The organism is Roseicyclus marinus (assembly GCF_030163795.1).
GTDB lineage: Bacteria > Pseudomonadota > Alphaproteobacteria > Rhodobacterales > Rhodobacteraceae > Roseicyclus > Roseicyclus marinus.
In genome coordinates this window covers 193762-218941 of sequence record NZ_JASJOF010000005.1, presented here as the reverse complement: position 1 = coordinate 218941, position 25180 = coordinate 193762, and the positions used below count along the sequence as shown (strand labels likewise).

General features: G+C 66.7%; 22 protein-coding genes. 8 read left to right on the top strand and 14 right to left on the bottom strand.

Translation table 11 applies throughout. The features are described 5' to 3' along the window. The first annotated feature begins 25 nt into the window (after positions 1-25). Together QQK63_RS09915 and QQK63_RS09910 are read left to right on the top strand one after the other, a co-directional pair. Positions 26-670: an LON peptidase substrate-binding domain-containing protein gene (locus tag QQK63_RS09915; RefSeq protein ID WP_277825921.1), complete on the top strand. Its 645-nt coding sequence runs from the start codon at positions 26-28 to the stop codon at positions 668-670. Further along, entirely contained in the window at positions 667-852 is a 186-nt protein-coding gene (locus QQK63_RS09910; RefSeq protein ID WP_277824760.1) for a Trm112 family protein, read from the top strand. Before QQK63_RS09915 ends, QQK63_RS09910 begins: the two co-directional genes overlap by 4 nt. 42 nt (positions 853-894) lie before the next feature. Here QQK63_RS09910 and QQK63_RS09905 read toward each other — a convergent pair whose 3' ends face one another. Beyond that, complete coding sequence (locus tag QQK63_RS09905; protein ID WP_277824758.1) at positions 895-2154, bottom strand: FAD-dependent monooxygenase; 1260 nt, start codon at positions 2152-2154, stop codon at positions 895-897. A gap of 51 nt (positions 2155-2205) precedes the next feature. Here QQK63_RS09905 and QQK63_RS09900 point away from each other — a divergent pair, with 51 nt between their 5' ends. From QQK63_RS09900 to QQK63_RS09885, 4 genes are all read left to right on the top strand, one after another. After that, positions 2206-3555, top strand: a complete 1350-nt coding sequence (locus QQK63_RS09900) for an amidase (RefSeq protein ID WP_277824756.1) — start codon at positions 2206-2208, stop codon at positions 3553-3555. A 110-nt stretch (positions 3556-3665) separates the two neighbouring features. Further along, on the top strand, positions 3666-4844 hold the full coding sequence (locus tag QQK63_RS09895; protein WP_277825919.1) for an aminotransferase class I/II-fold pyridoxal phosphate-dependent enzyme: 1179 nt from the start codon (positions 3666-3668) through the stop codon (positions 4842-4844). A gap of 13 nt (positions 4845-4857) precedes the next feature. After that, entirely contained in the window at positions 4858-7803 is a 2946-nt protein-coding gene (locus QQK63_RS09890; RefSeq protein WP_277824754.1) for a DNA translocase FtsK, read from the top strand. A gap of 93 nt (positions 7804-7896) precedes the next feature. Then, positions 7897-8490 carry a LolA family protein gene (locus QQK63_RS09885; RefSeq protein WP_277824751.1) on the top strand — a complete coding sequence of 198 codons (594 nt, stop codon included), beginning with the start codon at positions 7897-7899 and terminating at the stop codon, positions 8488-8490. A gap of 3 nt (positions 8491-8493) precedes the next feature. On the opposite strand, the gene QQK63_RS09880 is transcribed toward QQK63_RS09885, so the two are convergent. Further along, complete coding sequence (locus tag QQK63_RS09880; RefSeq protein WP_277824750.1) at positions 8494-9075, bottom strand: transglycosylase SLT domain-containing protein; 582 nt, start codon at positions 9073-9075, stop codon at positions 8494-8496. A gap of 88 nt (positions 9076-9163) precedes the next feature. Further along, positions 9164-10045: an AEC family transporter gene (locus QQK63_RS09875; RefSeq protein ID WP_277824748.1), complete on the bottom strand. Its 882-nt coding sequence runs from the start codon at positions 10043-10045 to the stop codon at positions 9164-9166. Between the two features lie 87 nt (positions 10046-10132). On the opposite strand from QQK63_RS09875, the gene hspQ reads away from it, so the two are divergent. Next, a complete protein-coding gene (gene hspQ, locus QQK63_RS09870) occupies positions 10133-10459 on the top strand; it encodes a heat shock protein HspQ (RefSeq protein ID WP_277824746.1) in 327 nt (108 codons plus the stop codon). Between the two features lie 52 nt (positions 10460-10511). Here hspQ and QQK63_RS09865 read toward each other — a convergent pair whose 3' ends face one another. From QQK63_RS09865 to QQK63_RS09855, 3 genes are all read right to left on the bottom strand, one after another. Then, positions 10512-12095: a gamma-glutamyltransferase family protein gene (locus tag QQK63_RS09865; protein ID WP_277824744.1), complete on the bottom strand. Its 1584-nt coding sequence runs from the start codon at positions 12093-12095 to the stop codon at positions 10512-10514. A gap of 231 nt (positions 12096-12326) precedes the next feature. After that, complete coding sequence (locus QQK63_RS09860; RefSeq protein WP_277824742.1) at positions 12327-12797, bottom strand: ATP-binding protein; 471 nt, start codon at positions 12795-12797, stop codon at positions 12327-12329. Positions 12798-12817: 20 nt separating this feature from the next. Further along, positions 12818-13162: an STAS domain-containing protein gene (locus QQK63_RS09855; protein WP_277824740.1), complete on the bottom strand. Its 345-nt coding sequence runs from the start codon at positions 13160-13162 to the stop codon at positions 12818-12820. 104 nt (positions 13163-13266) lie between these two features. Between QQK63_RS09855 and QQK63_RS09850 the strand changes: the two genes are divergently transcribed. After that, entirely contained in the window at positions 13267-14445 is a 1179-nt protein-coding gene (locus tag QQK63_RS09850) for a thiolase family protein (protein ID WP_277824738.1), read from the top strand. Positions 14446-14517: 72 nt separating this feature from the next. On the opposite strand, the gene QQK63_RS09845 is transcribed toward QQK63_RS09850, so the two are convergent. From QQK63_RS09845 to QQK63_RS09810, 8 genes are all read right to left on the bottom strand, one after another. Further along, positions 14518-16002: a DNA recombination protein RmuC gene (locus QQK63_RS09845; RefSeq protein ID WP_277824736.1), complete on the bottom strand. Its 1485-nt coding sequence runs from the start codon at positions 16000-16002 to the stop codon at positions 14518-14520. A 3-nt stretch (positions 16003-16005) separates the two neighbouring features. Beyond that, positions 16006-17832: a DNA mismatch repair endonuclease MutL gene (gene mutL / locus QQK63_RS09840; RefSeq protein ID WP_277824734.1), complete on the bottom strand. Its 1827-nt coding sequence runs from the start codon at positions 17830-17832 to the stop codon at positions 16006-16008. Positions 17833-17879: 47 nt separating this feature from the next. Further along, positions 17880-19193, bottom strand: a complete 1314-nt coding sequence (locus QQK63_RS09835) for a M16 family metallopeptidase (protein ID WP_277824732.1) — start codon at positions 19191-19193, stop codon at positions 17880-17882. After that, the gene (locus QQK63_RS09830) at positions 19190-20548 is read right to left on the bottom strand and encodes a M16 family metallopeptidase (RefSeq protein WP_277824730.1); all 1359 of its coding nucleotides are present in this window, start codon (positions 20546-20548) and stop codon (positions 19190-19192) included. Before QQK63_RS09830 ends, QQK63_RS09835 begins: the two co-directional genes overlap by 4 nt. An 87-nt stretch (positions 20549-20635) precedes the next feature. Next, positions 20636-21154 (bottom strand): DUF3035 domain-containing protein, encoded by a 519-nt coding sequence (locus tag QQK63_RS09825; RefSeq protein WP_277824728.1) that lies wholly within the window; start codon positions 21152-21154, stop codon positions 20636-20638. Positions 21155-21198: 44 nt separating this feature from the next. After that, positions 21199-21681 (bottom strand): signal peptidase II, encoded by a 483-nt coding sequence (gene lspA / locus QQK63_RS09820; protein WP_277824726.1) that lies wholly within the window; start codon positions 21679-21681, stop codon positions 21199-21201. Positions 21682-21761: 80 nt separating this feature from the next. Then, positions 21762-23348, bottom strand: a complete 1587-nt coding sequence (gene purH, locus QQK63_RS09815) for a bifunctional phosphoribosylaminoimidazolecarboxamide formyltransferase/IMP cyclohydrolase (RefSeq protein WP_277824723.1) — start codon at positions 23346-23348, stop codon at positions 21762-21764. A gap of 16 nt (positions 23349-23364) precedes the next feature. After that, the gene (locus QQK63_RS09810; protein ID WP_277824721.1) at positions 23365-25122 is read right to left on the bottom strand and encodes a heparinase II/III family protein; all 1758 of its coding nucleotides are present in this window, start codon (positions 25120-25122) and stop codon (positions 23365-23367) included. Positions 25123-25180 lie beyond the last annotated feature (58 nt).

Sequence of the window (25180 nt, the reverse complement as noted above, 5' to 3'; positions counted from 1 at the left end):
GCGATGGGGGGCTAGGTCCATGCCCATGATGTCATCCGCCGACTTACCCGCAACGATCTCCATTTTCCCGCTTCCCGGGGCGCTTTTGCTGCCTCGGGCGCGGCTTCCGCTGCATATCTTCGAGCCGCGCTATCTGGCGATGCTGGACGATGCGCTGAAAACGCCCCACCGCCTGATCGGCATGGTGCAATCGCGCGAGGTGCCGGGATCGAACGAACGTCGCCTGCATGCCATCGGCTGCGCGGGCCGTGTCACCCAATTCTCGGAGACCGAGGATGGGCGCTACATGATCACGCTGTCGGGCATGTCCCGGTTTCGGATCAAGCAGGAGGTGTCGGGCTTTACCCCCTATCGCCGCTGCGATGTGTCGTGGGACGGGTTCGGGGCCGATCTCGGCCCGACCGAGGTGGACCCCGGTTTTGACCGTCCCCGGTTTCTGGACCTTCTGGGGCGCTATTTCGACGCCATGTCCCTTTCGACCGACTGGGACAGCATGAAGGAGGCCGAGGACGAATTGCTGATCAATTCGCTGTCGATGCTCTGCCCCTTCCCGCCCGAGGAAAAGCAGGCCCTGCTCGAGGCGCCGTCGCTGTCGACCCGGCGCGAGACGCTGGTGACGCTGATCGAATTCGCGCTGCGTGGCGGCGGGCCCGAGGAACAGATGCAATGAGCGACGGTGCGGTGCCCATCGACCGCCGTATGCTGGAGGCGCTGGTCTGCCCGCTGACCCATGCGCCCCTGAGCTACGACGCCGACCGGCAGGAACTGGTGTCCAAGGCCGCGCATCTGGCCTATCCGATCCGCGGCGGCATCCCGATCATGCTGGAAAGCGAGGCGCGAGCGTTGGAGTGAGGCGCATCGTTGGTGCGCCTGTCACGGCACATCATTCGATCCTTACAACGCCCGCCCTTGCAACAGGCGCGGCACATCCCCAGTCAGCCCCGCCGCTTCGCGCATGAAAGCCCGTCGTAGGGCGGGCACCGCACTCACCGCGCCCATGCCGATGTCGCGGATCAGGCGAAGCGCCGGGTTGTCGTTGGAAAACAGGCGGTTGACCCCATCTGTCGCCAGCGCCAGCGCCGCCGTGTCGAACCGCCGCCAAGATTGGTAGCGGGCCAGCACGTCCGGGGCCGCGATATCTTCGCCCCGGCGGGTCGCGTCGGCAAGGACCTCGGCCAGAGCCCCCACATCGCGCAGCCCAAGGTTCAGACCTTGCCCCGCGATCGGATGAACCCCGTGCGCCGCATCCCCCACCAGCGCCAGACGGTCAGCGATGAAGGCATTGGCGATGGTCAGGTTCAGGGGATAGCTGTAGCGCCGCCCGGCCAGTGAAATCTCGCCCAGAAAATCGCCGAAACGGGGCCGCAGGTGGTCGAGGAATTCGGCATCGCTGCCCGCCATCAACCGGCGCGCATCGGCATGCGTCTCGGACCAGACAATCGAGGATCGGTTGCCGGGCAGGGGCAGGATCGCCAAAGGTCCGGGCGGCATGAAGAATTGATGCGCGATGCCCTCATGCGGCTTCTCATGCGCGATAGCGCAGACAAGCGCGGTCTGCCCATAATCCCATCCAGTGCGCTTGATCCCCGCCCGCGCCGCTGTGCCCGATTTGCGGCCATCGGCCCCGATCAGGATGGCCCCGGTCACGATCTCGCCTGTGTCCAGAGTGACGCGCGCGGCACCCTCGCTGGATTGCGCCACCACGGTTGCCCCGGGACGATGGGTGATCAGCGGGTTTTGCGCCATCGCCTCCTGCACGGCACGGCGCAGGTGGCGATCCTCCATCATGTGGCCCATCGGGCCTTCTTCCAACTCGGCGCTGTCGAAATGGAGGAAGAAGGGGGCCGCCCCTTCGCCTGCGCGCCCATCGCTGGCCTTGATCTGGTGGATGGGTTGGGCGTGATCGCGCAACCCTTCCCAAAGCCCCAGCGCGCCCAGCATCCGGACCGAGGCCAGCGCCAGCGCATAGGACCGCCCGTCGAAGTCCGCGCCCATCTGCGCTTGGGCCGGCAGCGCGTCGATCACGATGGACGACAGGCCCGCCTGAGCGCAGGCCAGCGCAAGGCAGGGGCCGTTCAACCCGCCGCCGACGATCAGGATATCCGCGTCATGTCTCATGTCCCCGACTATGGCCCGACAGGCGGGATTGTCCATGGCGCGGGCCGGTTGTAGCGTCGCTTGCGACATCATGGGCAGGGGGCGGGTATGAGCGATTGGCTGTGGCAAAGCGCCAGCGATCTGGGGCGTGCGATCGGGGCGGGGCGGATCGACCCCGTGGATCTGGCCGAAACTTATCTGGAGGCGGCGCGGGGCCATGAACACGGCCCCCGCATCTACGCCCGCCTGACGCCTGACCGCGCCCGCGCGGAGGCGATGGCGGCCCGCGACCGGGCCAAGAACGGCGTACGGCGCGGATTGCTCGACGGTGTGCCGATCAGCTGGAAGGACCTGTTCGACACGGCGGGCGTGGTGACCGAAGCGGGATCCATGCTGCTGGAGGGTCGTGTACCTGACACCGATGCCGAAGTGTTGCAGCGCGCCACGCGCGCGGGCCTCACGTGTCTGGGCAAGACGCATATGTCCGAACTGGCCTTTGCCGGTCTTGGCATGAACCCGGCCTATGGCGGCAACACCGACCCCAAACCCGGCACCCCGCCCAATGTGAACGATCCGGCCCTAGCGCCGGGCGGCTCTTCCTCGGGGGCGGCGGCCTCCGTGGCCTTCGGGCTCGCGCCTGCGGGCATCGGGTCGGACACGGGTGGATCGGTACGGGTGCCTGCCGCTTGGAACGATCTTGTGGGCCTCAAGACGACGCATGGTCGGTTGAGCTTGCAAGGCGTTGTGCCGCTGGCCGAAAGTTTCGATACGGTCGGTCCGCTCTGCCGCACGGTTGAGGATTGCGCCGAATTGCTGGCGGTGATGGAGGGCGGCAAACCCGCCGACCTGCGCGGCGCGAGTTTGCAGGGCGTCCGGTTCCTGATCCTCGACCCCTATGCTAGCGATGTGCGCGAGACGCCGGGCAAAGGGTTTTCCGATGCGGTCGGGCGGCTGTCGCGCGCTGGCGCAGAGATCACGACCGGCACGGTCAGCGGCATCGCCGAGGCGATGGACCTGTCCCCCGTCCTTTTTGCGACCGAGGGCTACGGCACATGGCGCGACGTGATCGAGGCGGCGCCGGACAAGATGTATGTCCGCATCCTTGATCGGTTCCGGGGCGGCGCGGCCTTCAGCGCGCCCGATTATGTCGCGGCATGGCGGCGTTTGAGGGTGCTGAGGCAGGTCTGGGCGGCGGAAACGGCGCAATATGATGCCGTGCTGCTGCCCACCGTGCCGAACCTGCCGCCACCCATCGACCGATTGATGGCGGATGCCGATTTCTACGTCGCGGAAAACCTCATGACGCTGCGCAACACGCGGGTGGGCAACCTGATGGGGCTCTGCGGTCTGACGCTGCCCACGGGTGTGCGGTCCTGCGGTCTGATGATGCTGGCCGCCCCCGGCGCGGACGAACGCCTGTTGCGTCTGGGCGCGGCGGCAGAGGCGGCATTGGCCTGATGGCCACAGCCGCCTGAAACCTCGCGGCTTTTTCTGGACCGATGCACGGCAAGCCTGTAGGTTCATCGCGAACGGGGCGGTAATGACCCCGGCGACGAGGCGGTTTCATGATGTTTCCCGAGCGGTTTTCGAACCTGCCCGATTACGCGTTTCCGCGTCTGCGGAAATTGCTCGACGCCTATCCGGCGGGCGGGTCCGTGATCCATATGTCCATCGGCGAGCCGCGCCATGCCTTTCCGGCTTGGGTCGGGGATGAAATCGCGGGGGCGCTGGACGGGTTCGGGCGCTATCCGCCCAATGACGGCACACCCGAATTACAGACCGCCATCGCCCGCTGGATCGCGCGGCGCTACGATGTGACGGTCTCGGCCGAACGGCAGGTTCTGCCGCTGAACGGGACGCGCGAGGGATTGTTCAACGCCTGCCTTGCGCTCTGCCCCGAGACCAAGGGCGGCAAGAAGCCTGTCGTGCTGATGCCCAACCCGTTCTACCAGGTCTATGCCGTGGCAGCGCTCGCCGTGGGGGCCGAGCCGGTCTATGTCGCCGCGACCGAGGCGACGGGCGATCTGCCTGACTACACCAGCCTGCCCGCCGAGGTTTTGGACCGAACCGCCATCGCCTATGTCTGTTCGCCCGCGAACCCGCAGGGTGCGGTGGCTGACGCGGCGTGGTGGGATGCGCTTCTGGCCCTGGCCGAACGCCATGATTTCCGCATTCTCGCCGATGAATGCTATTCGGAACTGTACCGCGACACGCCGCCCCCCGGCGCGCTCGAAGCCGTGGCGCGCGGGGGCATCGACCCTGAACGCGTGGTGGTGTTCCATTCCCTTTCCAAGCGCTCGAACCTGCCTGGGCTTCGTGCAGGCTTTGCCGCGGGCGGGCCGGACAGCATCGCGGCGATGAAACAGCTGCGCAATTACGCGGGCGCGCCCCTTCCCCTTCCGTTACAAGCGGTGGCCACGCGCGCCTGGAGTGATGAAACCCATGTCGAGGAAAACCGCGCGCTTTACCGCGCGAAATACGACATGGCCGACGAGATCTTGGGCGATGTACCCGGCTACAGGGCGCCGCAGGCGGGGTTCTTTCTCTGGTTGCCGGTCGCAGATGGCGAGGCGGCGGCGCTGAAGCTCTGGCGCGAGACCGGGGTGCGTGTGCTGCCCGGTGCCTATCTGGCCCGCGAGGTGGATGGCGTGACGCCCGGTGCCGACAGGCTTCGCGTGGCGATGGTGGCGGAACAACAAGAAATGCGCGACGGGCTTTTGCGGCTCAGATCGTGTCTTTACGGATGAGGGTGTAGAGCCGATGGCCTATCAGACCAGACAGCGGGATCCGCTTCTCGACGATCAGACGCATGCCGCGCTGATGCGGCTGGCCCAGCAGGGTATCGGCTTTGCCCTGCTCGGTGCCGCCGCCGCTCTTGTCGCGCTTTTGGTGTCCTATGCGCCGGAAGATCCGAATTTCATGGCCGCGACCGATGCCATGCCGCAGAACTGGTTGGGTCGGTTCGGCGCGTCCGTGGCCGCGATCTTGATGATGATCGTGGGCTATGGCGCGATCCTCTTGCCGCTTATTGCGGGGGTTTGGGGCGTCCGCTTCCTGTCGCAGACCGGGCAGGACAGGGTGATCGGCCGCGCGATCTTCGTGCCGATCGCCGTGGCGCTGGCGTCGATCCATGCCGCCAGTTTCGCGCCCGGTGCGGATTGGATCCACAGTTTCGGTCTGGGTGGCTTGTTCGGCGATACGATCCTCGGCGCGGTTCTGAATGCACTGCCCTTCGCGCCCGAGGCGGGGCTGCGCCTTTTGTCCGCGTTCGCGTTTCTCGGGGGTGTCGGGCTGACGCTCTATGTTCTGGGTGTGAACCGGGCCGAGTTCCGCGTTGGTCTGCGGTTCCTTGTGCTTGGTACGCTGTCCCTGATCGGGATGGTGTCGGGTGGCCTGCGCACGGCGGGGCAGGGGGCGGGCATGGCGGCAAGCCACCTCGCGGCCCGCCGCTCCGCCTATCGGGAAACCACGGGCGAGGCCCATGTTCCGACCCGCATGGCGCAGGATCCGGCCCTGCGTCGCGTCCCCATCGTGCATGACGAGGACGAGGATGAAATCCGGGTCGAACAGGCCGCACCGCCGCGCCGCGTGACGGGCATTCTTGGCCGGATGCCGATGTTGCGCCCGCGAGAGAGCGAGGCACAGCCCGATCCCGCGCCCCAGCTTGCGCCGAAGGGTGCCGCCAAGGCCACAACCCTCGATCCGCTCGCCGGGATCGCCCCGCCCGACGAAGACCAGATCCGCGCGCGCATCACCGATGTGATCAAGTCGCGTGTGCGTCGCCCGAATGCCGTGGCCGAGGCTGCGGCGCGTCGTCGGGGTGTACTGCCCAGCAGCGCACCCTTGCGGCCTGCGGCCCCGCCGGTCGCAACCGCCAATCCGGCGCAGCGCGTCGAGCCACCGCTGACCGCCGCGCATCGCAACCTAAGCCCGGCCGTTGCACCTGCCCTGGTCGAGATGCCCGTTCCCGACGAATTCGAGGACGACATCTCCGACAACATGTTCCTAGACGATCACGTCGTCGAGCATGATCTGCCCGTCCAGCGTGCAGCCCCCTACAGCCTGCCGCAGACCGAATTGCAGCGCCGCGTCATGACCCGTGCAGCGACCCGGCCCGCGGCACCCTCGAAACAGGCACAGGCCGATGCGCAGCCCTCCTTGCCGTTGCAGGCCAAGCCCGAGGAAGCGGTTTACGAACCGCCCTCCCTGTCGTTGCTGGCCCCGGCCGACCTCATCGAACGTCACCACCTGAGCGACGAGGCGCTGGAAGAGAATGCGCGGATGCTCGAATCCGTCCTCGACGATTACGGCGTCAAGGGCGAGATCGTCAGCGTGCGCCCCGGCCCCGTGGTCACGATGTACGAGCTTGAACCCGCGCCGGGTCTGAAGGCCAGCCGCGTGATCGGCCTGTCGGACGATATCGCGCGGTCGATGTCGGCGCTGTCGGCGCGCGTGTCGACCGTTCCGGGCCGCTCCGTCATCGGGATCGAACTGCCCAACCACCACCGCGAAAAGGTGTTGCTGCGCGAACTGCTCAGCCACCGCAGTTTCGGCGACGGCAACCACCGGCTGCCTCTGGCACTGGGCAAGGATATCGGCGGCGACCCGATCATCGCAAACCTCGCCAAGATGCCCCACCTCTTGATCGCGGGCACCACCGGTTCGGGGAAATCGGTCGCGATCAACACCATGATCCTGAGCTTGCTTTACAAGCTGTCGCCCGAAGAATGCCGGATGATCATGATCGACCCCAAGATGCTGGAACTGTCCGTTTATGACGGCATCCCGCACCTGCTCTCGCCCGTCGTGACCGACCCGAAAAAGGCGGTCGTGGCCCTCAAATGGGTCGTGGGCGAGATGGAGGAACGCTACCGCAAGATGTCCAAGATGGGTGTGCGCAACATCGAGGGCTACAACGGCCGCGTTCGCGAGGCGTTGGCCAAGGGCGAGATGTTCAAGCGCACCTACCAGACGGGGTTCGACGACGAAACCGGCGATCCGGTGTTCGAGACCGAGGAATTCAAGCCCGAAGCGATGCCTTTCATCGTCGTCATCGTCGACGAGATGGCCGATCTGATGATGGTCGCAGGCAAGGAGATCGAGGCCTGTATCCAGCGTCTGGCGCAGATGGCGCGCGCGAGCGGTATCCACCTGATCATGGCGACGCAGCGCCCGTCGGTCGACGTGATCACCGGCACGATCAAGGCGAACTTCCCGACGCGCATTTCCTTCCACGTCACGTCGAAGATCGACAGCCGCACGATCCTCGGCGAACAGGGGGCCGAGCAGCTTCTGGGGATGGGTGACATGCTCTACATGGCGGGCGGTGCCAAGATCACCCGCGTCCACGGCCCCTTCGTCAGCGACGAAGAGGTTGAGGAAATCGTGCGTCACCTGAAATCCTTCGGGCCGCCGGAATACGCCTCCAGCGTTCTGGACGGGCCGGACGAGGACCGCGAAAGCGACATCGACGCGGTTTTGGGCCTGAACACCGGCGGCAACACCGAGGGCGACGACGCGCTCTACGATCAGGCGGTCGCGATCGTGATCAAGGATCGCAAGTGTTCCACCTCCTACATCCAGCGCAAGCTTGGCATCGGCTACAACAAGGCCGCGCGGCTCGTCGAACAGATGGAAGAGGCGGGGCTGGTCAGCGGCGCCAACCACGTCGGCAAGCGCGAGATTCTTGTGCCGGAACAGGATTGAGCGCGTCGGCGGCGCCCCGCCGGTCGCGGTGACGGTTGCGTGAAGCGGATTTCAGCCCCTTCAATCGCCGCGCCGATGGGATATCTTGGGGCTATGAAACGGTTCATCATTGCCCTTGTTCTCGGCCTTGCGGCGGCTCCGCCCGCCTTGGCCGATATTGTGCCCCTCTCTGCCCTGTCGCGCTATCTCAACGAGATCCGCACCGCCGAGGGCAGTTTTACCCAGATCAACGCCGATGGATCGGTGTCGACCGGGCGGATCCTGATGCATCGCCCGGGCCGCATGCGTTTTGAATACCAGGGCGATGATCTGCTGGTCATCGCCGGGGGTCAGCAGGTCGCCATCTTCGACGGGCGGTCGAACACGCGGCCCGAACAATATCCGCTGTCCGAGACGCCGCTGAACATGATCCTGGCCCGCAATGTCGATCTGGCCGCGTCGGGCCGGGTGATCGGCCATAGCTTCGACGGGACGGCTACCCGCGTTCTGGCGCAAGACCCCGACCGCCCCGAGATCGGCACGATCGAACTGGTCTTTACCGATGATCCGGTAGAATTGCGGCAATGGGTGATCACCGACGGCAGCGGCGCGCAGACCACCGTCGTGCTGGGCAACATGGAGGAAGGCGGTCGGATCCCCGGGGGCCTGTTCAACATCACCCTCGAGATCCAGTCGCGCGAACGCTGATCCTCAGCGGCAGGACAGAAGCTGCAACCGGTAGGTTTCGGCCCGCGTTGCGACCCGGTCGGCCACTGCCAAGAGCCACGGCTTGGCATTGTAGCTTGCGCGGGCGAAGCCTGCGTGACCCTCGTGATAGGCGAGATACTGGTTGCGCGTATCGGTCAGCTCCACGCCGTTCCGCTCCCGCGTGCGGTTCATGTACCAGCCCATGAAATCGGCGGCGTCGTTGATGTTGGTGCGTTGTGCGCGCCGATTTCCCGTGTCCGCCTTGTATTCGTCCCAAGTGCCATCGAGCGCCTGACTGTAGCCGAAAGCCGAACTCATCCGCCCCATGGGGATCACGTCCAGCGCATAGCGGAAAGGCGGGCGCGCATCGCCCACCAATCGGCTTTCCTGATGGAACGTGGCCATTTGCACATGGACCGGCACGCCCCAGCGCCGTTCGGTCCGTTGCATCGCGCGCAGGTATTGCGGCCGTTCCCGCCCGAGCGCGCAGGCGTCGTCGAGGCTGCGGGGCGCCGAGAACTGCCTCGGGCCGCATCCGGCCGCAAGGGTGCAGAGCGCGCCCAGCACAAGAGTTCTGCGTTCCATGGTTCTGCTCGTGCCCGAATTGTCCGGTTCTGATTGCCGGGGAGCATACGCGGAAACGGCTTGCGATGGAATGCGCGTTTTCCCGCAACTACAGCAGGAACGACAATGTGATCGGCATGGCGGCGACCGACATCAGCGTCGAGACGACGACAAGGCCCGCGACGGCATCGGGGTCGGCGTCATACCGTTCCGCCAGCAGGTAGGAGGTGACGGCGACCGGCGTCGCCATCTGCAGGACCAAGACGCCGAACGCCACCGGATCGAGGCCAAAGGCGCGACCGGCGATCACGCCCGCCACCAGTCCCAACGCCAGTTTCGCCCCCGACAACCAGATCGCGCGACCGATCCGCCCCGGTTTCAGGCGCGCCACTGCGACGCCGAGCGTGATCAGCAACAAGGGGATCGCCATCTGCCCGACCAGCGACAGCGATCGTGTCACCCATTCGGGCGTTTGCCAGCCCATGACGAGAAATACCCCACCCAGGATCGTGGCCCAAAGCATCGGTTCACGCAGCACCCGCCCCGGCGAGGCGCCCCCCGCCACCAGCCAAAGGCCGATGGTGAAGGTCAGGATCGCCATGACCGCGAAGACCACGACGGCCAGCCCGAGCCCGGTATCCCCGAAGGCGAACAGCGCCAACGGCAGGCCAAGGTTGCCGGTATTCCCGAAAGCCAGCGGCGCGACATAGGCCGCGCGGTCCAGCCGCAGCGCCGCCACCAGCCCCCAGGACAGGGCAAGGACGACCGCATAGGCGGCAAGTGCGGCAAGGCTGAGCGCGGTCAGCGCCGCGGGTGTGATCTCTGTCCGCATCAGCGCGGTGAAGATCAGACAGGGCACCGCCAATGTCATGGCCAGCCGGGTGACGAACTCGGTCGGGTAATCGTATCCGGCCCGCGCCCAAGTGAAACCGGCGCTGGCCAGCAGGAAAACCGGGGCGACGATGCCCAGAACCGTGATGACGATATCCAACAGATTGTTTCTCCGGAGCCGGGGGCCGAGCCATGGACATCTGCCCAATGAAGGCGTTAAGTAAAGCCGTCTAGGGGGAATTCCGTCATGCTGAAAAGCACGGCAAAATTTGGACTGGGACAGGTCGTCCGACACCGCAAACACCCGTTTCGCGGCGTGGTCTTCGATATCGACCCCGAGTTCGCGAATACCGAGGATTGGTACGAGGCCATCCCCGAAGAGGCGCGACCGATCAAGGAACAGCCGTTCTACCACCTTCTGGCCGAGAACGATCAGACCTATTACGTCGCCTATGTCTCGGAACAGAACCTTGTGCCCGACGACAGCGGCGAACCGGTGGATCATCCCGACCTGCCCGACCTGTTCGGGGAATTCAGCGACGGGCGCTATCCGCTGGAATATCAGCTGAACTGAGCCCTGCTTGAGGGCAGGGGCCGATGGCCCCTGCCCCCTGCCCCCGTGGCCGTCAATACCCCAACGCGATGCCGTCCTTGCGCGGGTCAGATCCGCCCTCCAGAACGCCAAGCTCGTGATCGATACGGATCGCCTGTGCGCCGCCGATGCCCACGGGCGGGACCGAGACCTTGTGGCCAAGATCAGCGAGACCTTGGTGCACGTGGGCGCCATAGCCCTTTTCGACCTTCATCTCGCCGTATTCGCTGAAGCAGCGGGGGGCGTCGATCATCTCCTGTGGGCCAAGGCCGTAGTCGACCATGTTGGTCAGCATCCGGGCATGGCCCGTGGATTGATACTGCCCACCCATGACGCCGAAGGGCATGATCACGCGACCATCCTTTTTAAGCATCGCGGGAATGATCGTGTGCATCGGGCGCTTGCCGCCATTCGCCTCGTTCGGGTGTCCTGCCTCCAGCGTGAAGCCCGCGCCGCGGTTCTGGAACAGGATGCCGAACTTGTCCGACGCGATGCCCGATCCGAAATCCTTGAATACCGAATAGATCAGTGACACCGCCATACGGTCCTTGTCGACGACGGTGAGGTAGATGGTTTCCTTGTGCATCTCCTCGGTCAGGGCGCGGGCCGAGGGCATGGCGCGCGTCGGGTCGATCAGGGCGGCCAGTTTCCGTGCCGTGGCGGGGTCGAGCATATAGGCCAGCCGCGTCATGTGATCGGCATCCGAGAGGAACCGGTCGCGGGCGTCATAGGCCAGCTTGGTGGCCTCGGCCTCGATATGGGCGCGTTCCACGCCCCAGGGATCCATCGACGGCAGGTCGAATTCGGCAAGGATATTGGCCAGCAGGATCGCGGTCGCGCCCTGGCCGTTTGGCGGATGCTCCACCAGGTCGATGCCCTTGTAGCTGCCGTTGATCGGGGCGGTGTAATCACAGGCGGTGTTGGCGAAATCCTCCAGCGTGTGAACACCGCCAAGCGCGCGCAGGCTGGCGACCATGTCTTCGGCCACTTCGCCCTCGTAAAATCCCTTGCGGCCCTCGCGGGCGACGCGGCGCAGCACCTCGGCCTGGCCGGGGTGGCGGAACCTTTCGCCCAGACGCGGGGGGCGGCCGTCGATCAGGTAATGACGGCGTGCCGTTTCCGTCATGTTGTCGTGGTGATGGGTCCAGTCGAATTGCGCGCGGGGCGCCGCCGGCACGCCCGCCTCCGCATACTTGATCGTCGGGGCCAGAACGGCATCGAGGCCCAGCTTGCCGTGATCGGCCGACAGACGGCAGAACGCGTCGATGGCACCGGGGATGGTGACGGCGGCGGGATGGCCGAAAACGGGCATCTTTTCTTGGCCCTGTGCGCGCAGATCGGCGCCGGACAAGGCGGCGGGCGCACGTCCCGAGCCGTTCAGGGCGATGATGTCTTCCGACCCGGCGTGCTTGAGCAGCACGAAGCAGTCACCACCGATGCCGGTCATCGCCGGTTCGCACAGGCCAAGCAGCACGGCGCCCGCGATGGCCGCGTCGACCGCGTTGCCGCCCGCCTGAAGGGTCGCGATGGCTGTCTGGGCCGCCAAAGGGTGCGACGTGGCGCACATGCCGTTTTCGGCAAAAGCCGCCGACCGGCCCGGGTGATGAAAGTCGCGCATGTTGTCCCTCCCTCGCGAACGGATGTCGCGCGCACCCTACTTCCGCGCGCGGCCAGCGCAAGTGTGACACGCGAAAGAGGGGGGGGGAGGGGGTAGCCCAGAGACCTCGACGCCGCGCACTGGGTGGGGGCTTTGATACGCGACGCCGAGGGAAGCCTCTGCAGCTACGAGATCTTTTTGCCGGTGCAACGGGGCGGCAATGCGGGGGAAATCTGGCAAAGCCGTGACATTTCAGACGGCATTTTCATCGACTGGGTTGGTTCTGTCAGCCAGCAGTAACCGGAACCGCAGGATGTTCTGGCCATTTTGCCGCGAGATGCTGAGCGCGCGGGTCATGGTCCTGAGAAGCGGCCAGCCAAACCCGCCTTCGGGCAGGGTATCGGGGTTTTCGGGGTCGACACACGGGAAGGTCCTGCCGGGCAGTGGTCCCTCGGGCATCGAGCGGCCCCTGTCCCGCAAGGTGATTTGCAAACCGCCCGCATCGCCGGAGATATCCAGCCGGATCTGCGCGTCGGGATCCGGCGCCAGGGGATAGGCATGTTCGACGATGTTGTTGCAGGCCTCGGCCAGCGCGATCTGGGCGCGCATCCGCAGGTCTTCGACGGCGCCGGCTGCGGCAAGTGTCGCATCGACCGTCATCAGCGCCTCGCGCACGGCCGCGCCGCTGGCGGCGAAGCGCAGGTTGACCAGACGCCGGCGCAAGCCTTGCGTATCCTGTATGCTCATCGCGCGTCAGTGCGGGCTGCGCGTGCCGCGTCCAGATCGGCATGGATCGGAAAGACGGTGTGCATCTGCGTCAGGGTCATCACCTTGGCGACCGGAAGGGTCAGCCCCGCCAGTTCCAGACGCCGCCCCGCGCCCAGAATCTTGCGGGCGGCTACGACCGCGCCAAGGCCGCTCGAATCGAGGAAGTCGACGCGGCTGAGATCGAGGATCACGTCGCCGGAGGCATCTTGGGTCAGGTCGCGGAAGCGATCCTTGAACTGGATCGCGACACTGGCGTCGAGGCGCGATTCATCGACGGACAGGAAGCCGAAGGACCCGCAGGCCTCGAAACGCATTTTCATGGCAAGCTCTCCTCGTTAGGATTTGGTTACGGATAGGGACAAAATCTTACCAAGTGGTGAGCGGGATCTTACCGCATGGTTACCAAAGGCAGGGGGAGAGGCGCATGGACGAGGTCGTGATCGCGGGGGCCGCGCGGACGCCGATGGGTGGGTTCCAAGGCGCGCTTGCGGGGGTCGGCGCTTCCGATCTCGGCGGTGCCGCCATCGCCGCCGCGCTCGCCGATGCGGGCGTTGCCCCGGATGCGGTGGACGAGTTGTTGATGGGCTGCGTCCTGCCGGCCGGTCAAGGTCAGGCGCCCGCGCGGCAGGCGGGGTTCAAGGCCGGTCTGCCCAAGGATGTTCCGGCGACGACGCTCAACAAGATGTGCGGCTCGGGGATGAAGGCCGCGATGTTCGGCTGGGATGCGCTGGCGCTGGGGCGGTCGGACGTGATCGTCGCGGGCGGCATGGAATCGATGTCGAATGCCCCCTACCTGTTGCCCGCCATGCGCGGGGGCGCGCGGATGGGACATGCGGCGGCGCAGGATCACATGTTCCTCGACGGGCTGGAGGATGCCTATGACAAAGGCCGCCTGATGGGCACCTTTGCCGAAGATTGTGCGGAGGCGTTCCAGTTCACGCGCGCGGCGCAGGACGAGTACGCGCTGGGATCGCTCGACAATGCGCTGAAGGCCATTGAAAGCGGGGCCTTTGACGCGGAGGTGACGCCCGTGACGGTGACCACGCGCAAGGGCGAGACGGTGGTCGCGGTCGATGAGCAGCCCGGAAGCGCACGGCCCGAGAAAATCCCAACGCTGAAGCCCGCCTTTCGCAAGGACGGGACGGTGACGGCGGCCAATTCCTCCTCCATCTCGGATGGGGCGGCGGCGCTGGTCATGGCGCGCAGGGCGGTGGCCGAAGCGCGAGGGCTCAAGGTGCGGGCGCGGGTTCTGGGCCATGCCAGCCATGCGCAGGAGCCGAACCTGTTTCCGACAGCGCCCGTTCCCGCCGCGCGGAAATTGCTGGACCGGCTGGGATGGTCGGTCTCGGATGTCGACCTGTGGGAGGTGAACGAGGCCTTTGCGGTCGTGCCGATGGCCTTCATGCGCGAGATGGGCGTGGATCGCGCGCGGATGAACGTGCATGGCGGGGCCTGTGCGCTGGGTCATCCCATCGGGGCATCGGGTGCGCGGATCATGGTGACGCTTTTGAACGCGCTGGAGCGGCACGGGTTGAAGCGCGGGGTGGCCGCGATCTGCATTGGTGGCGGTGAGGGGACGGCGATCGCGATCGAGAGGATCTGAGGCCGGTTTTGTGGTGAAAAATGGCGGCCGAAGCCGCAGATTTCCCGCCTTGGAAAGCGCAGGTTCGCCGGTCTATTCGTCGTCGTCGAAGGTGAGCAATTCCGCCGCGGTCAGGCGGCGCGGCACGGCTTCGACGCGGGGCGCGTCCTGCAGATCGGGCGAGGGGGTCTGGACCACCTGCAGCGCCTCGAGCTTGCGGGCGGAGGGCAGCACCCGGGCCTCGAGCGAGCCCATCGCCTTGTTGTAGCTTTCCACCGAGCGGTTGAGCGCGACGCCCACCTTTTGCAGGTTCGAGGCGAAAATCGCGAGGCGGTTGTAGAGTTCGCGCGCCTCGCGGTGGATGGTCACGGCGTTTTCGGCGATCTTTTCCTGCTGCCAGCCGAAGGCGATGGTGCGCAGGAGCGCGATCAGCGTCGAGGGCGTGGCGATCACCACACGCGCGCCCATGGCGCGTTCCAGAAGCCCGGGGTCGATTTCGACCGCCGCCGACAGGAACACGTCGCCGGGAATGAACATCACCACGAAATCGGGCGTATCGGCCAGAAGGTCGTGGTAGCGCTTGGAGGACAGAAGCCGGACATGTTCGGCCACCTGTCGCGCGTGGCGGGCGATGGCGGCATCCCGCGCCTCGGGCGTTTCGGCCTCAACCGCGTCGAGATAGCCGTCGAGGGAGGTCTTGGCGTCGATCACGAGCGACCGGCCCCCCGGCATCCGCACGATGGCATCGGGCCGCTGCAAGCCTTCCTCGGTCCGCATCGTCGCCTCGGTCTCGAAATCGACATGCTCGGACATGCCGCTGAGTTCGAAGACCTGTCGGAGCTGCATTTCGCCCCAGCGTCCGCGCGTCTTGGGTGCGCGCAGCGCCTGCACCAGCTTGCGGGTTTCGCCAGAAAGCTGGGACTGGCCCAGTTTCAGCTGTTCGACCTGTTCGCGGATCGCGCCATAGGCATCGGTGCGGTGTTTTTCCATCTCGCGCAGGATCGTGTCGAAGGCGCCCAGCCGCTCGCTGAGCGGTTTGACCATGCCGTCGATGGCTTTCTGCCGCGCATCCAGTTCGGCCTTGGCCGTTTCCGAATGGGTGGCGAAACGTTCGGTCACGCGGTCGAGGAAGGCCTTGGAATTGCCCTCCAGAACCTCGTTGGCCAATGTCTTGAACTGGCCCTGCAAGGCCTCGTTCAGGCCGCGCAATTCCTCGAGCCGGGCGGCGTGGGTGCGTTCCGTGGTTTCCAGCCGCGCCTCGGCCTGATTGAGCGCGCCCATAAGCCGGTCGCGTTCGTCGCGCACATCGGAAAAGGATTTCTCGACCTCGGACAGGCGTTCTGTGCGAACTTCCTGCACGGCGACCTGCCGCCGCAGGCTTTCGATCTCGGCCTGGCTGGCCCCGGCGCGCTTGAGCGCCTGACCACGGCGGATCAGCGCGATGACCAGCACCACGATGACGAGCAGCGCCAGAACCAGATAGGCGGGCAGGGGATCGATGCCCGGCCCAAAGGGGGAGGCCGCCCTGAGGTCGGCACCCAGCCTGTCAAGGAAGGCGAAGAGGGGTATGTTTTCCATCCGTCAGCTCCGCCCGAACAGGCGCTCGATATCCGCGAGGGCCAAGGTCACGAAAGTGGGTCGTCCGTGGTTGCATTGGCCCGATTTGGGCGTCGATTCCATTTCACGCAGAAGCGCGTTCATCTCGTCGGCGGTCATCCGGCGGCCGGTGCGGACCGATCCATGGCAGGCCACCCGCGACAGCACCGCGTCCAGGCGCGCCCGCAGTGTACCGGATTGGCCGAGATCGTCGATTTCGTCAAGGATATCGCGCAGAAGGGGTTCGACTGCAACCGCGCCCAGCAAAGCCGGAGTTTCGCGCACGGCGATGGTGCCGGGGCCGAAGGGTTCGATGACGAGGCCGAGCGCGGCCAGATCCCCGGCATGGGCGAGAAGGCGGTCGGCGGCGTCGCCCAGCGTCACGATTTCGGGGATCAGCAGCGCCTGCCGCGCGACCCCGGTTTCGTCCATCTGGCGTTTGAGGCGTTCGTAGACCAGCCGTTCATGGGCGGCATGGGCATCGACGATAACCATGCCGGTGTCGGTCTGGGCGAGGATGTAGTTTTCGTGGATCTGCGCGCGCGCGGCGCCCAGCGGCCGGCTGGTGGCCTCGGGCGGGGGCGTCGTCATGTCCTCGATCCGGGCCGAAGGTGTCCACGGAAGACTTTCCTCGGCGAACTGCTGGACCTGCCAGTCGCGGGCGCGTGACAGCGCCGCCGTGGAGGGCCTGTCCATCTGGTAGACATACGGCGGCGTGGTTGGTTCGGGCCGGAAGGCACCCAGAACGTCATCGCCCACGGTCGAAGAGGCGCGGTGGCCGTCCTGGGCCAGCCCTTGCCGCAGGGCCGAGACGATCAGCCCGCGCACCGTGTCGGGATCGCGGAACCGGACCTCGGCCTTGGCGGGATGGACGTTGACGTCGACGCGTTCCGGCGGGCAGTCGATGAAAAGTGCCGCTGCCGGATGGCGGTCGCGCGCGAGCACGTCCATGTAGCCGGCCCTCAGCGCCCCGATCAGTTGCTTGTCGCGCACGGGGCGGCCGTTGACGAACAGGTATTGCGCCACGGCGGCGCCCCGCGAATAGGTCGGCAGCGCGGCAAGACCGGTCAGGCGGACCCCGTCGCGTTCGGCGTCGATCCGCATCGCGTTGTCGGTGAACTCGGGCCCGATCAGCGCGCGCAGGCGGGCGGTCAAGGCCCGCCAGATGTCGCCGGTTTCGGGATCGGCGCGCAGGACCACGCGCTCGCCGTCGGTCATGTCCTTGAGGGTGATGCCCACGGCGGGTTCCGCCATGGCGAGGCGGCGGACCACATCGGTGATCGCCTGCATCTCGGCGCGGTCGCCCCGCAGGAATTTCAGCCGGGCGGGCGTGGCGAAGAACAGGTCGCGCAATTCCACGACCGTGCCGCGCGACAGGGCAGCGGGGCGGACAGACGACATCTCTCCGCCGATCACGCGGATCTCGTGCGCAGGGTCGTTGCCCGCGCGGCTGGTGATCTTGAGGCGTCCCACGGCCCCGAGCGAGGGCAGCGCCTCGCCGCGGAAGCCGAAGCTGCGGATGTTCAGGAGGTCGCTGCCGTCGATCTTGGAGGTGGCGTGACGCGACAGCGCCAGCGGTAGATCCGCAGGCGTCATGCCGCAGCCGTCATCGGTGATCCGGATCAGGGATTTGCCGCCATGCGCGACCTCGACCAAAACACGGGTGGCGCCTGCGTCGATGGCGTTTTCCACGAGTTCCTTGACCGCCGAGGCGGGGCGTTCCACGACCTCTCCCGCCGCGATCCGGTTGATCGCTGTTTCATCCAGCTGGCGGATGAGAGGGCGGCCTATATTGGGGTCATCAAGGGACATGGCCCCAAACCTAGCATGGACCCCGGGGGCGATCAAAGACTGTCTCGTCAATTGCCGGGCGATACGTTTTGCGGCTGTCCGACCACGACGAAATGCAGCGCCTCGGGATCGAGGAGGCGGGCCGCGACGCGGCGCACATCCTCGAGGGTCACCGCTTCGATATAGCTGTTGCGGTTGGTGATGTAATCGACCGGCATGTCGTCGGATTGCATCGAGGCAAGGATGCCCGCGATGGTTCCGTTGCCATCGAACCGCAGCGGATATTCGCCGGTCATGTAGCGTTTGGCGGCCTCCAGCTCTTCCTCGGTGATGCCGTTCTGGGCGAGGTCGGACCATTCGGCGCGGACCACCTCGATCGCCTCGGCCACCAATTCGTTCGAGGAGGAGAATTGCCCGAGGATCGCGGGCGAAAGGTCGGCCAGCGACAGGAAGCTGCCGATGCCATAGGTCAGGCCGCGGGCGACGCGCACCTCTTCCATCAGGCGGGAGCGGAAACCGCCGCCGCCCAAGACCTGGTTCAGCACGAAGGCGGCGAAGAAATCGGGGTCGTCGCGGTCGATGCCGGCATGGCCGAAAAACGCGACCGATTGCGGGCTGGGGAAATCCACCACCGTGATGCCGCCGGGCAGGTCGAGCGTGACCGGATCGGGGCGGGGCGGGGCCTCGGCGGGCAGATCGCCAAGGATGCGGTCGATGAGCGCGCCCAGTTCCTCGGCGGTGATGTCGCCCGCCGCCCCCACGACGACGCGGTCGCGGGTCAGGGCGGCGCGATGGGCGGCGAGGATATCGTCGCGGGTGAGCGCGGTGACGCTGTCCACGCTGCCTTCTTGCGGGGTGCCGTAGGGATGGTCGCCATAGGCCATGGCGTTGAAGGTCGTGCGCGCGATGTCCGACGGATTGCGGGCATTGCCTTCGATGATCGACAGGACCTGCCCGCGGACGCGTTCGATGGCGTCTTCGTCGAAGCGGGGTTCGACAAGGGCCGCGCGCAGCAGATCGGCGGCCTCGGTCCGGTTCTGGGTCAGCATGCGGGCGCTGACGGTCACGGCATCGCCGGCGGCGTCGAAGCTGAAGGCGGTGGCGAGCCCCTCGACCTCGGCGGCGAAGGCTTGCGCGTCCATGTCAGCCGCGCCTTCCTCGAGCAGGCCCATCATCAGGTAGGTCGCGCCGCGCGCCTCGGGCGCATCCAGCGCCGAACCGCCGACGAACCAGAATTCGAGCGCGACGAAGGGGATCGAATGATCCTCGACCAGCCAAGCCTCGATCCCGCCGGGAGAGGTGACTTCCTCGATGTCGATGGTGGCAAGCGCGGGTAGGGCGAACCAGATCGCGCAGAGCGCGGCGGCGAGACGGGGGATCATTGGCCAACCTCCGCGGAATCGGCTTGGGCATTGTCCTGTGGCCGGACAAGGTAGCCCGTGACAGTCGAGGGGTCGCTGAAGAGCCGCCGGGCCGCCTCCATCACGTCCTCGGGGGTGACGGCGGCAAGGGTGTCGGTCCAACCCTCGATATCGGCGATGCCGAGCCCGGTGGAGAGGTCCACGCCATAGCTGCGCGCAAGCCCCGCGGTGTCATCCTCTTCGTAGATCTCGCCCGCCTCGATGCGGAAGCGGATCCGTTCGAATTGTTCGGGGTCGATGCCATCGGCGAGAAAGCCCTCGACAATGCGCCAAAGATCGGCCTCGGCCTCTTCGAGCGATACGCCGGGAACGGGGATGTTCACGAGGGTGAAGCCGGAGGGATCGACGCTGGTGGAATCGTAGAAGGCGGCGGCGTAGAGCGAGCGCTGTTCCTCGTTTTGCAGCCGCCGCGACAGGAGGGAGGTTTGACCGCCGCCGAGGATCTCGGCCAGGTAGACCAATGCCGCCGCCTCGGCCTGATCGCCGGGTTCACGCACCGGCGCGAGCATCTGGATCGAGACATAGGGATTGGCCACGCGGGCATCCTCGTAGACCAGCCGCCGATCCGCGATATGGGGCGGCTCCAGCGGGCGCAGGCGCGGCGGCAGGGCATCCGAGGCCGGGATCGGGCCGTAATGTTCCTCGGCCAGTGCGCGCACTTCGTCGGGCGTGACATCGCCCGCGACGATCAGGATCGCGTTGTTGGGGTGATACCAGCTGTCGTAGAAGGCTTGCAGGTGATCGACGTCGAGCGTCTCCATCTCGTGGCGCCAGCCGATGATGGGAATGCCGTAGGGGTGGTTGAGAAAGAGTGCGGCGCGCGCCTGTTCGTTGAAGAGCGCGCCGGCCGAACTGTCCACGCGCTGCGCCCGTTCTTCGAGAATGACGGAGCGTTCGGTCGCGACCTCGGCCGGGTCGAAGCGCAGGTTGCGCATCCGGTCGGCCTCCATCTGCATCATCAGGCCCAGACGGTCGGTGGCGACGCGCTGGAAATAGGCGGTGTAATCCCATGATGTGAAGGCGTTGTCCGACCCGCCATTCGCCTCGACCACGGCGCTGAACTCGCCCGAGGCCATGGTATCGGTCGCCTTGAACATCAGGTGTTCGAGGAAATGCGCGATGCCGGATTGGCCGGGGGGTTCATCGGCGGCACCGACGCGGTACCAAACCATGTGGGTGACCGCCGGGGCGCGGTGATCCTCGATCACGACGACCTGCATCCCGTTTTCGAGCGTGAAATCGGCGATGTCGCCCGCCGCATGGACGGCCAAGGGGGTGAGGATCAGCCCGAGGGCCAGCGCAAGGCGGTGCAGCATCGGCACTCTCCGGTTCAGCCAGTATCGAGATAGAGATAAGCAGCCGGAGCGTGGCATCAACGGGCCATGACGGTCCCGTGATCCGCATCAATCCAGCTCGATGCCCTCGGGCGGGGCAGCGGGGGTCCGCACGCCGGCGCGGCGCAGGCGCTCAAGCTCCGCGTAGCGGTCCAGCGCCATGGGGCGGTAGGCATCGAAATAGACGTTCAGGTTGAACAGCCGCTCCACCGGACGCCCCCGGTTTTCAGAACGATAGGCCAGATCTTCGGCCGCGAGCGTGCCCCGGATATCCGGGGTCACGCCGAAGCGTGCGGCATAGGTGACGATATCGCCCGCCGCCCGGTTGGCGCGGGCCACATCGCCACCGAGCGCGCGGATCGCATCCGCCTCGGGGTCGGGATCGACGCGGTTCATGCCGCCCGGTGTCGGTTGCGGCAGGGACGCCAGATCGGTCGGAATCTCGATCGGATTGGTGGGCAGGATCGCGAATTCGTCGGGACCGGATTCGGTGTTGCGCAGGTTCATCAGCTGCGGATCACCCCGCCCGCAAGCCGCCAGCGCGACCAGCGCGGCACCAAGCGTCAGCGTTGTCATCAGGCGCGGCATCGCGTCATCCTTCGTCGGTCACGGGGGCGGGTCTAACGCAAATCTCACGCCCCGTCACGGCCCATCTTGCTGTCATTGGCGAAGATCAGCAAGCCCAAGGCACCTGCAAAGATGCCGATATCGGCCACGTTGAAGGCGAAGGGATTGACGATGCCGCAGCACGACATGTTCAGGAAATCGGCCACCGCGCCATAGACCAGCCGGTCGAGCGTGTTGCCGAGCGCCCCGCCCACCACGGCGCCCGCCGAAATCAGCGCGATGGGCCGCGTCAGGCCGTTTCTTGCCCACCATGTGAGCCAGGAGGTGATGGCGATGGCGATGGCGATCAGGATCCAGCGCGTCACCTCGGGGCCACCGGAGAAAAGGCCGAAGTTGATGCCGGTATTCCAGCCCATCTTGAAGGTCAGGAAGGGCGGCGCGACCTCGATCACCCCGCGCGAGATCAGGTCCATGGCGTGGACCACAGCGTATTTCGACCCTTGGTCGAGCGCGAACCAGATCGCGGCGGATATCAGCAGCAGTTTCATCAAGCCTCGTGTCCTTGGTGTCGCGTGGTGGCGTCGGGCAAATGATCGGAGGTGCGCCTGAAGGCGCACCCTACCGAACGTCAATGCCGGAAATGGCGCATCCCGGTAAAGACCATGGCGAGGTCTGCCGCATCGGCTGCCGCGATCACCTCGTCATCGCGCATCGACCCGCCGGGCTGGATGATGGCGGTCGCCCCCGCCTCGGCGGCGGCCATCAGGCCATCGGCGAAGGGGAAGAAGGCGTCGGAGGCGACGACCGACCCTTTGGCGGGCGTATCAGACAGGCCGAGGTCGGCCCCCATCCGGCCCGCCTTGAGCGCGGCGATGGTGGAGCTGTCGACCCGGCTCATCTGGCCCGCGCCGACACCCACGGTCGCGCCGTCGCGGACATAGACGATGGCATTGGATTTCACATGCTTGGCGACGGTCCAGGCAAAGCGCAAATCGGCCAATTCGGCGTCGCTGGGCGCGCGTTTGGTGACGACGCGCAGGTCTGTTTCGGGGACGAAGCCCGTATCCTTGTCCTGCACCAGAAGCCCGCCTGCGACCTGTTTGTAGGCGAGAACCGGCTGGCGCGGGTCGGGCAGCGCGCCCGTGGTCAGAAGGCGGAGGTTCTTTTTCGCGGCAAAGATCGCGATGGCGTCGTCATCGGCTTCGGGGGCGATCACGACCTCGGTGAAGATCTTGACGATCTCCTCGGCGGTGGCGGCGTCAAGCCGCTGGTTCAGGGCGACGATGCCACCAAAGGCGCTGGTGCGGTCGCAATCGAACGCCTTGCGATAGGCGTCGAGGAGCGTCGTGCCGCGCGCCACGCCGCAGGGGTTGGCATGTTTGATGATGGCGCAGGCCGGGCCCTGATCGGGGGCGAATTCGGCCACCAGTTCGAAGGCCGCGTCGGTGTCGTTGATGTTGTTGTAGCTCAGCTCCTTGCCCTGATGCTGGCGGGCGGTGGCGACGCCGGGGCGGCCCGAGCCGTCGGTGTAGAAGGCGGCCTGCTGGTGCGGGTTCTCGCCGTAGCGCATGGTCTGCCTGAGCACGCCCGCAAAGGCGCGGCGGCGGGGCGTGGTGTCGCCGTGCGCCGCGGCCATCCAGGTCGAGACGGCGGCGTCATAGGCGGCGGTGCGGGCGTAGGCGGTGCGCGCCAGACGCTGGCGGAAGGCAAGCGTGGTGCCGCCATGTTCCGCGAGTTGGGCCAGCACGTCGGCGTAATCTTCGGTATCGACGACGACACCGACGAAGGCGTGGTTCTTGGCCGCGGCGCGGATCATCGCGGGGCCGCCGATATCGATGTTCTCGATGCAATCGTCATAGGCTGCACCGGAGGCGACGGTGGCCTCGAACGGGTAGAGATTGACCACCAGAAGGTCGATCGCGCCGATCCCATGGGTTTCCATGGCGGCAAGGTGGTCGGCATTGTCGCGCAGCGCCAGCAGCCCGCCATGAACCATGGGGTGCAGCGTCTTGACGCGGCCATCCATCATCTCGGGGAACCCCGTCACCTCGGCCACGTCGCGGACGGGCAGGCCCGCGTCGCGCAGCGCCTTGGCGGTGCCGCCGGTCGACAGAAGCTCGACCCCATGTCCCGCCAGCGCGGTGGCAAACTCGATCAGTCCGGTCTTGTCGGACACGGAAATCAGCGCGCGGCGCGGCGGCACGGTATCGGTCATGATGGGGATTGTCCTCTCAGTCCTCTGTCTCGTCTCCGCCGGGCGCGGGCAACAGGCCAACGGGGCGGGCGAGTGTCCAGCTCACCGCGCTGCCATAGCCGGTCAGCGCGCCGGTGAGAACGATCTGTTTTGTCGCGCGCGGTTTGACCCGCGATCCGTCGAGATAGATCGACGGCTCCAGCGTCAGTTTGGCCTCGCCGCCGTAGCGGAACACCCATGTTTCCCGGCCCGGCAATTGGATGGAAACGGCGGTGCCGCCCATGTCGATCTCGGCGGTGGCGTCGGGGTGCAGGTGGAAGCGGACGGCGTAGCGCAGGCCGAGGTCGCGGGGCAGGCGCGACAGGACGCGGTCAAGCGTCGCGCGGTCGCGTTCGGTCATGGCGGCCAGACCATCCTCGCCGCGCAGAAGGCTGCCGTCGCGGTCAAGCTGGAGGGAACGCAGGTGCACAAGCCCGTGGGTCTGTCGCCATCCGTCATGCGAGAGCGCGATGCCATCGGCGGTCTTCATCTCGGCTTCCTGCACCTCGACCTTGGTGGGGCCGCTGATGAAATCCTGCCGTTCTGGGTCCTGGCGTTCGCCGCCGCGGGCCAGGCGCGCGCTGGCATAGCCCAGAAGCGACAGGGTGGAATGGCTGGCCGTGGCGCGCCCTGCCCTGCGCCATGCGGTGCCGAAGCGTTTGCCTGAGCCTGCCGAGACGATGACGGGCTGGCGGCCCGACACCAGCTCGAAGCCGAGGGTGGAGGCATGGGCGTCGAAGCTGCCCGGACCCAGCAGGGGCGGTGCGGCATCGACGATCAGCGACACGCGCCGCCCGCCCAGCCGCGCATAGCCCATGGCCAGCCCCTTGACCCGCGAGGGCCGGACATTGGACCGGGCCAGCGCCGCATCCAGCCGTCCCGGTGCGCCGCGCCCGCCGCCTTGCATCCGCGCCAGCGTGCCATCGGCGTGGCGCAGGCTGCGCAGCGTGGGCGCGATGCGCCCGATGGCGGTGTTGATCGCCGGGTCGGGCGCCTTGCCGATATCCTTGAGGATCGCGGCCACCCAAGTCAGCAGGTGGAACACTTCGAGCAATTCCTCGGGGTTGCGGGAGGCGATGCCGCCGGTCCCGTCGATCCGGGTCGCGCATTCCTGCGCCAGACCGCGGAGCGCGGGTTGAAGCGCCGTTTCCATGCCCGTCAGCGCACAGGCGGAATAGATCAGGCCCGACAGCGCGCGGAACCGCGAAAGGCCCGGAGGCGTCTGCCGCCAGCGCGACTGGAGAAACCCGGCCTGTCGGCCAAGTAGGGCGAAGGTACGTTTGCGATCCTCGGGCGTTTGTCCGTTCATCACGAAGAGTGCGTGGGTGACGAGCCGCATCTGGCGTCGCCCGGTCAGGTCCGGTGTCCAGCCGGGGCCGCCGCCACGCCCGAAGCGCTGCATCCAGCCCGACAGCCAATCCTGCGCCTGCTTGCGGCCCGCGCCCGCCGGAATGGTGGCGAGATCGTCGAGCCAGTCGAACCCGTGCAGCGCCTCGAGAAAGGCCTCGGAGGGTGGGGCGATGTCCCAAGGCAGGCGGCCCGCCGTTTCGACGAGATGCCCGGCGAAGACGAGATTGCCCGCCATCAGCTGCCGCCCGCGCGCCTCGGACCCCGAGAAACTGGGTTCAGGTTGCCACAGGAAGCCGCGGATCGTCGGCCCGGTCAGCCCCGCGCGCCGCGCCGCCCAGCGGTCGGCGGCGCGCACCCTGCCCCCCGGGGGCGGTGCGGCGATGGCGCTGTCGGGGTGGTCGGTCATCGGGTCAAGCTGCTCGGGCCATGATTTTTGCAGGCAGGATACGCGGCGGTCGGGCCAG

What these genes read in the sequence shown, in the direction of transcription:
- QQK63_RS09915 (WP_277825921.1), top strand. Translation starts at nt 26, where the DNA reads ATGATGTCATCCGCCGACTTACCCGCAACGATCTCCATTTTCCCGCTT.
- QQK63_RS09910 (WP_277824760.1), top strand. Translation starts at nt 667, where the DNA reads ATGAGCGACGGTGCGGTGCCCATCGACCGCCGTATGCTGGAGGCGCTG.
- QQK63_RS09905 (WP_277824758.1), bottom strand. Translation starts at nt 2,154, where the DNA reads ATGGACAATCCCGCCTGTCGGGCCATAGTCGGGGACATGAGACATGAC.
- QQK63_RS09900 (WP_277824756.1), top strand. Translation starts at nt 2,206, where the DNA reads ATGAGCGATTGGCTGTGGCAAAGCGCCAGCGATCTGGGGCGTGCGATC.
- QQK63_RS09895 (WP_277825919.1), top strand. Translation starts at nt 3,666, where the DNA reads ATGTTTCCCGAGCGGTTTTCGAACCTGCCCGATTACGCGTTTCCGCGT.
- QQK63_RS09890 (WP_277824754.1), top strand. Translation starts at nt 4,858, where the DNA reads ATGGCCTATCAGACCAGACAGCGGGATCCGCTTCTCGACGATCAGACG.
- QQK63_RS09885 (WP_277824751.1), top strand. Translation starts at nt 7,897, where the DNA reads ATGAAACGGTTCATCATTGCCCTTGTTCTCGGCCTTGCGGCGGCTCCG.
- QQK63_RS09880 (WP_277824750.1), bottom strand. Translation starts at nt 9,075, where the DNA reads ATGGAACGCAGAACTCTTGTGCTGGGCGCGCTCTGCACCCTTGCGGCC.
- hspQ (WP_277824746.1), top strand. Translation starts at nt 10,133, where the DNA reads ATGCTGAAAAGCACGGCAAAATTTGGACTGGGACAGGTCGTCCGACAC.
- QQK63_RS09865 (WP_277824744.1), bottom strand. Translation starts at nt 12,095, where the DNA reads ATGCGCGACTTTCATCACCCGGGCCGGTCGGCGGCTTTTGCCGAAAAC.
- QQK63_RS09855 (WP_277824740.1), bottom strand. Translation starts at nt 13,162, where the DNA reads ATGAAAATGCGTTTCGAGGCCTGCGGGTCCTTCGGCTTCCTGTCCGTC.
- QQK63_RS09850 (WP_277824738.1), top strand. Translation starts at nt 13,267, where the DNA reads ATGGACGAGGTCGTGATCGCGGGGGCCGCGCGGACGCCGATGGGTGGG.
- QQK63_RS09845 (WP_277824736.1), bottom strand. Translation starts at nt 16,002, where the DNA reads ATGGAAAACATACCCCTCTTCGCCTTCCTTGACAGGCTGGGTGCCGAC.
- mutL (WP_277824734.1), bottom strand. Translation starts at nt 17,832, where the DNA reads ATGTCCCTTGATGACCCCAATATAGGCCGCCCTCTCATCCGCCAGCTG.
- QQK63_RS09835 (WP_277824732.1), bottom strand. Translation starts at nt 19,193, where the DNA reads ATGATCCCCCGTCTCGCCGCCGCGCTCTGCGCGATCTGGTTCGCCCTA.
- QQK63_RS09830 (WP_277824730.1), bottom strand. Translation starts at nt 20,548, where the DNA reads ATGCTGCACCGCCTTGCGCTGGCCCTCGGGCTGATCCTCACCCCCTTG.
- QQK63_RS09825 (WP_277824728.1), bottom strand. Translation starts at nt 21,154, where the DNA reads ATGCCGCGCCTGATGACAACGCTGACGCTTGGTGCCGCGCTGGTCGCG.
- lspA (WP_277824726.1), bottom strand. Translation starts at nt 21,681, where the DNA reads ATGAAACTGCTGCTGATATCCGCCGCGATCTGGTTCGCGCTCGACCAA.
- purH (WP_277824723.1), bottom strand. Translation starts at nt 23,348, where the DNA reads ATGACCGATACCGTGCCGCCGCGCCGCGCGCTGATTTCCGTGTCCGAC.
- QQK63_RS09810 (WP_277824721.1), bottom strand. Translation starts at nt 25,122, where the DNA reads ATGACCGACCACCCCGACAGCGCCATCGCCGCACCGCCCCCGGGGGGC.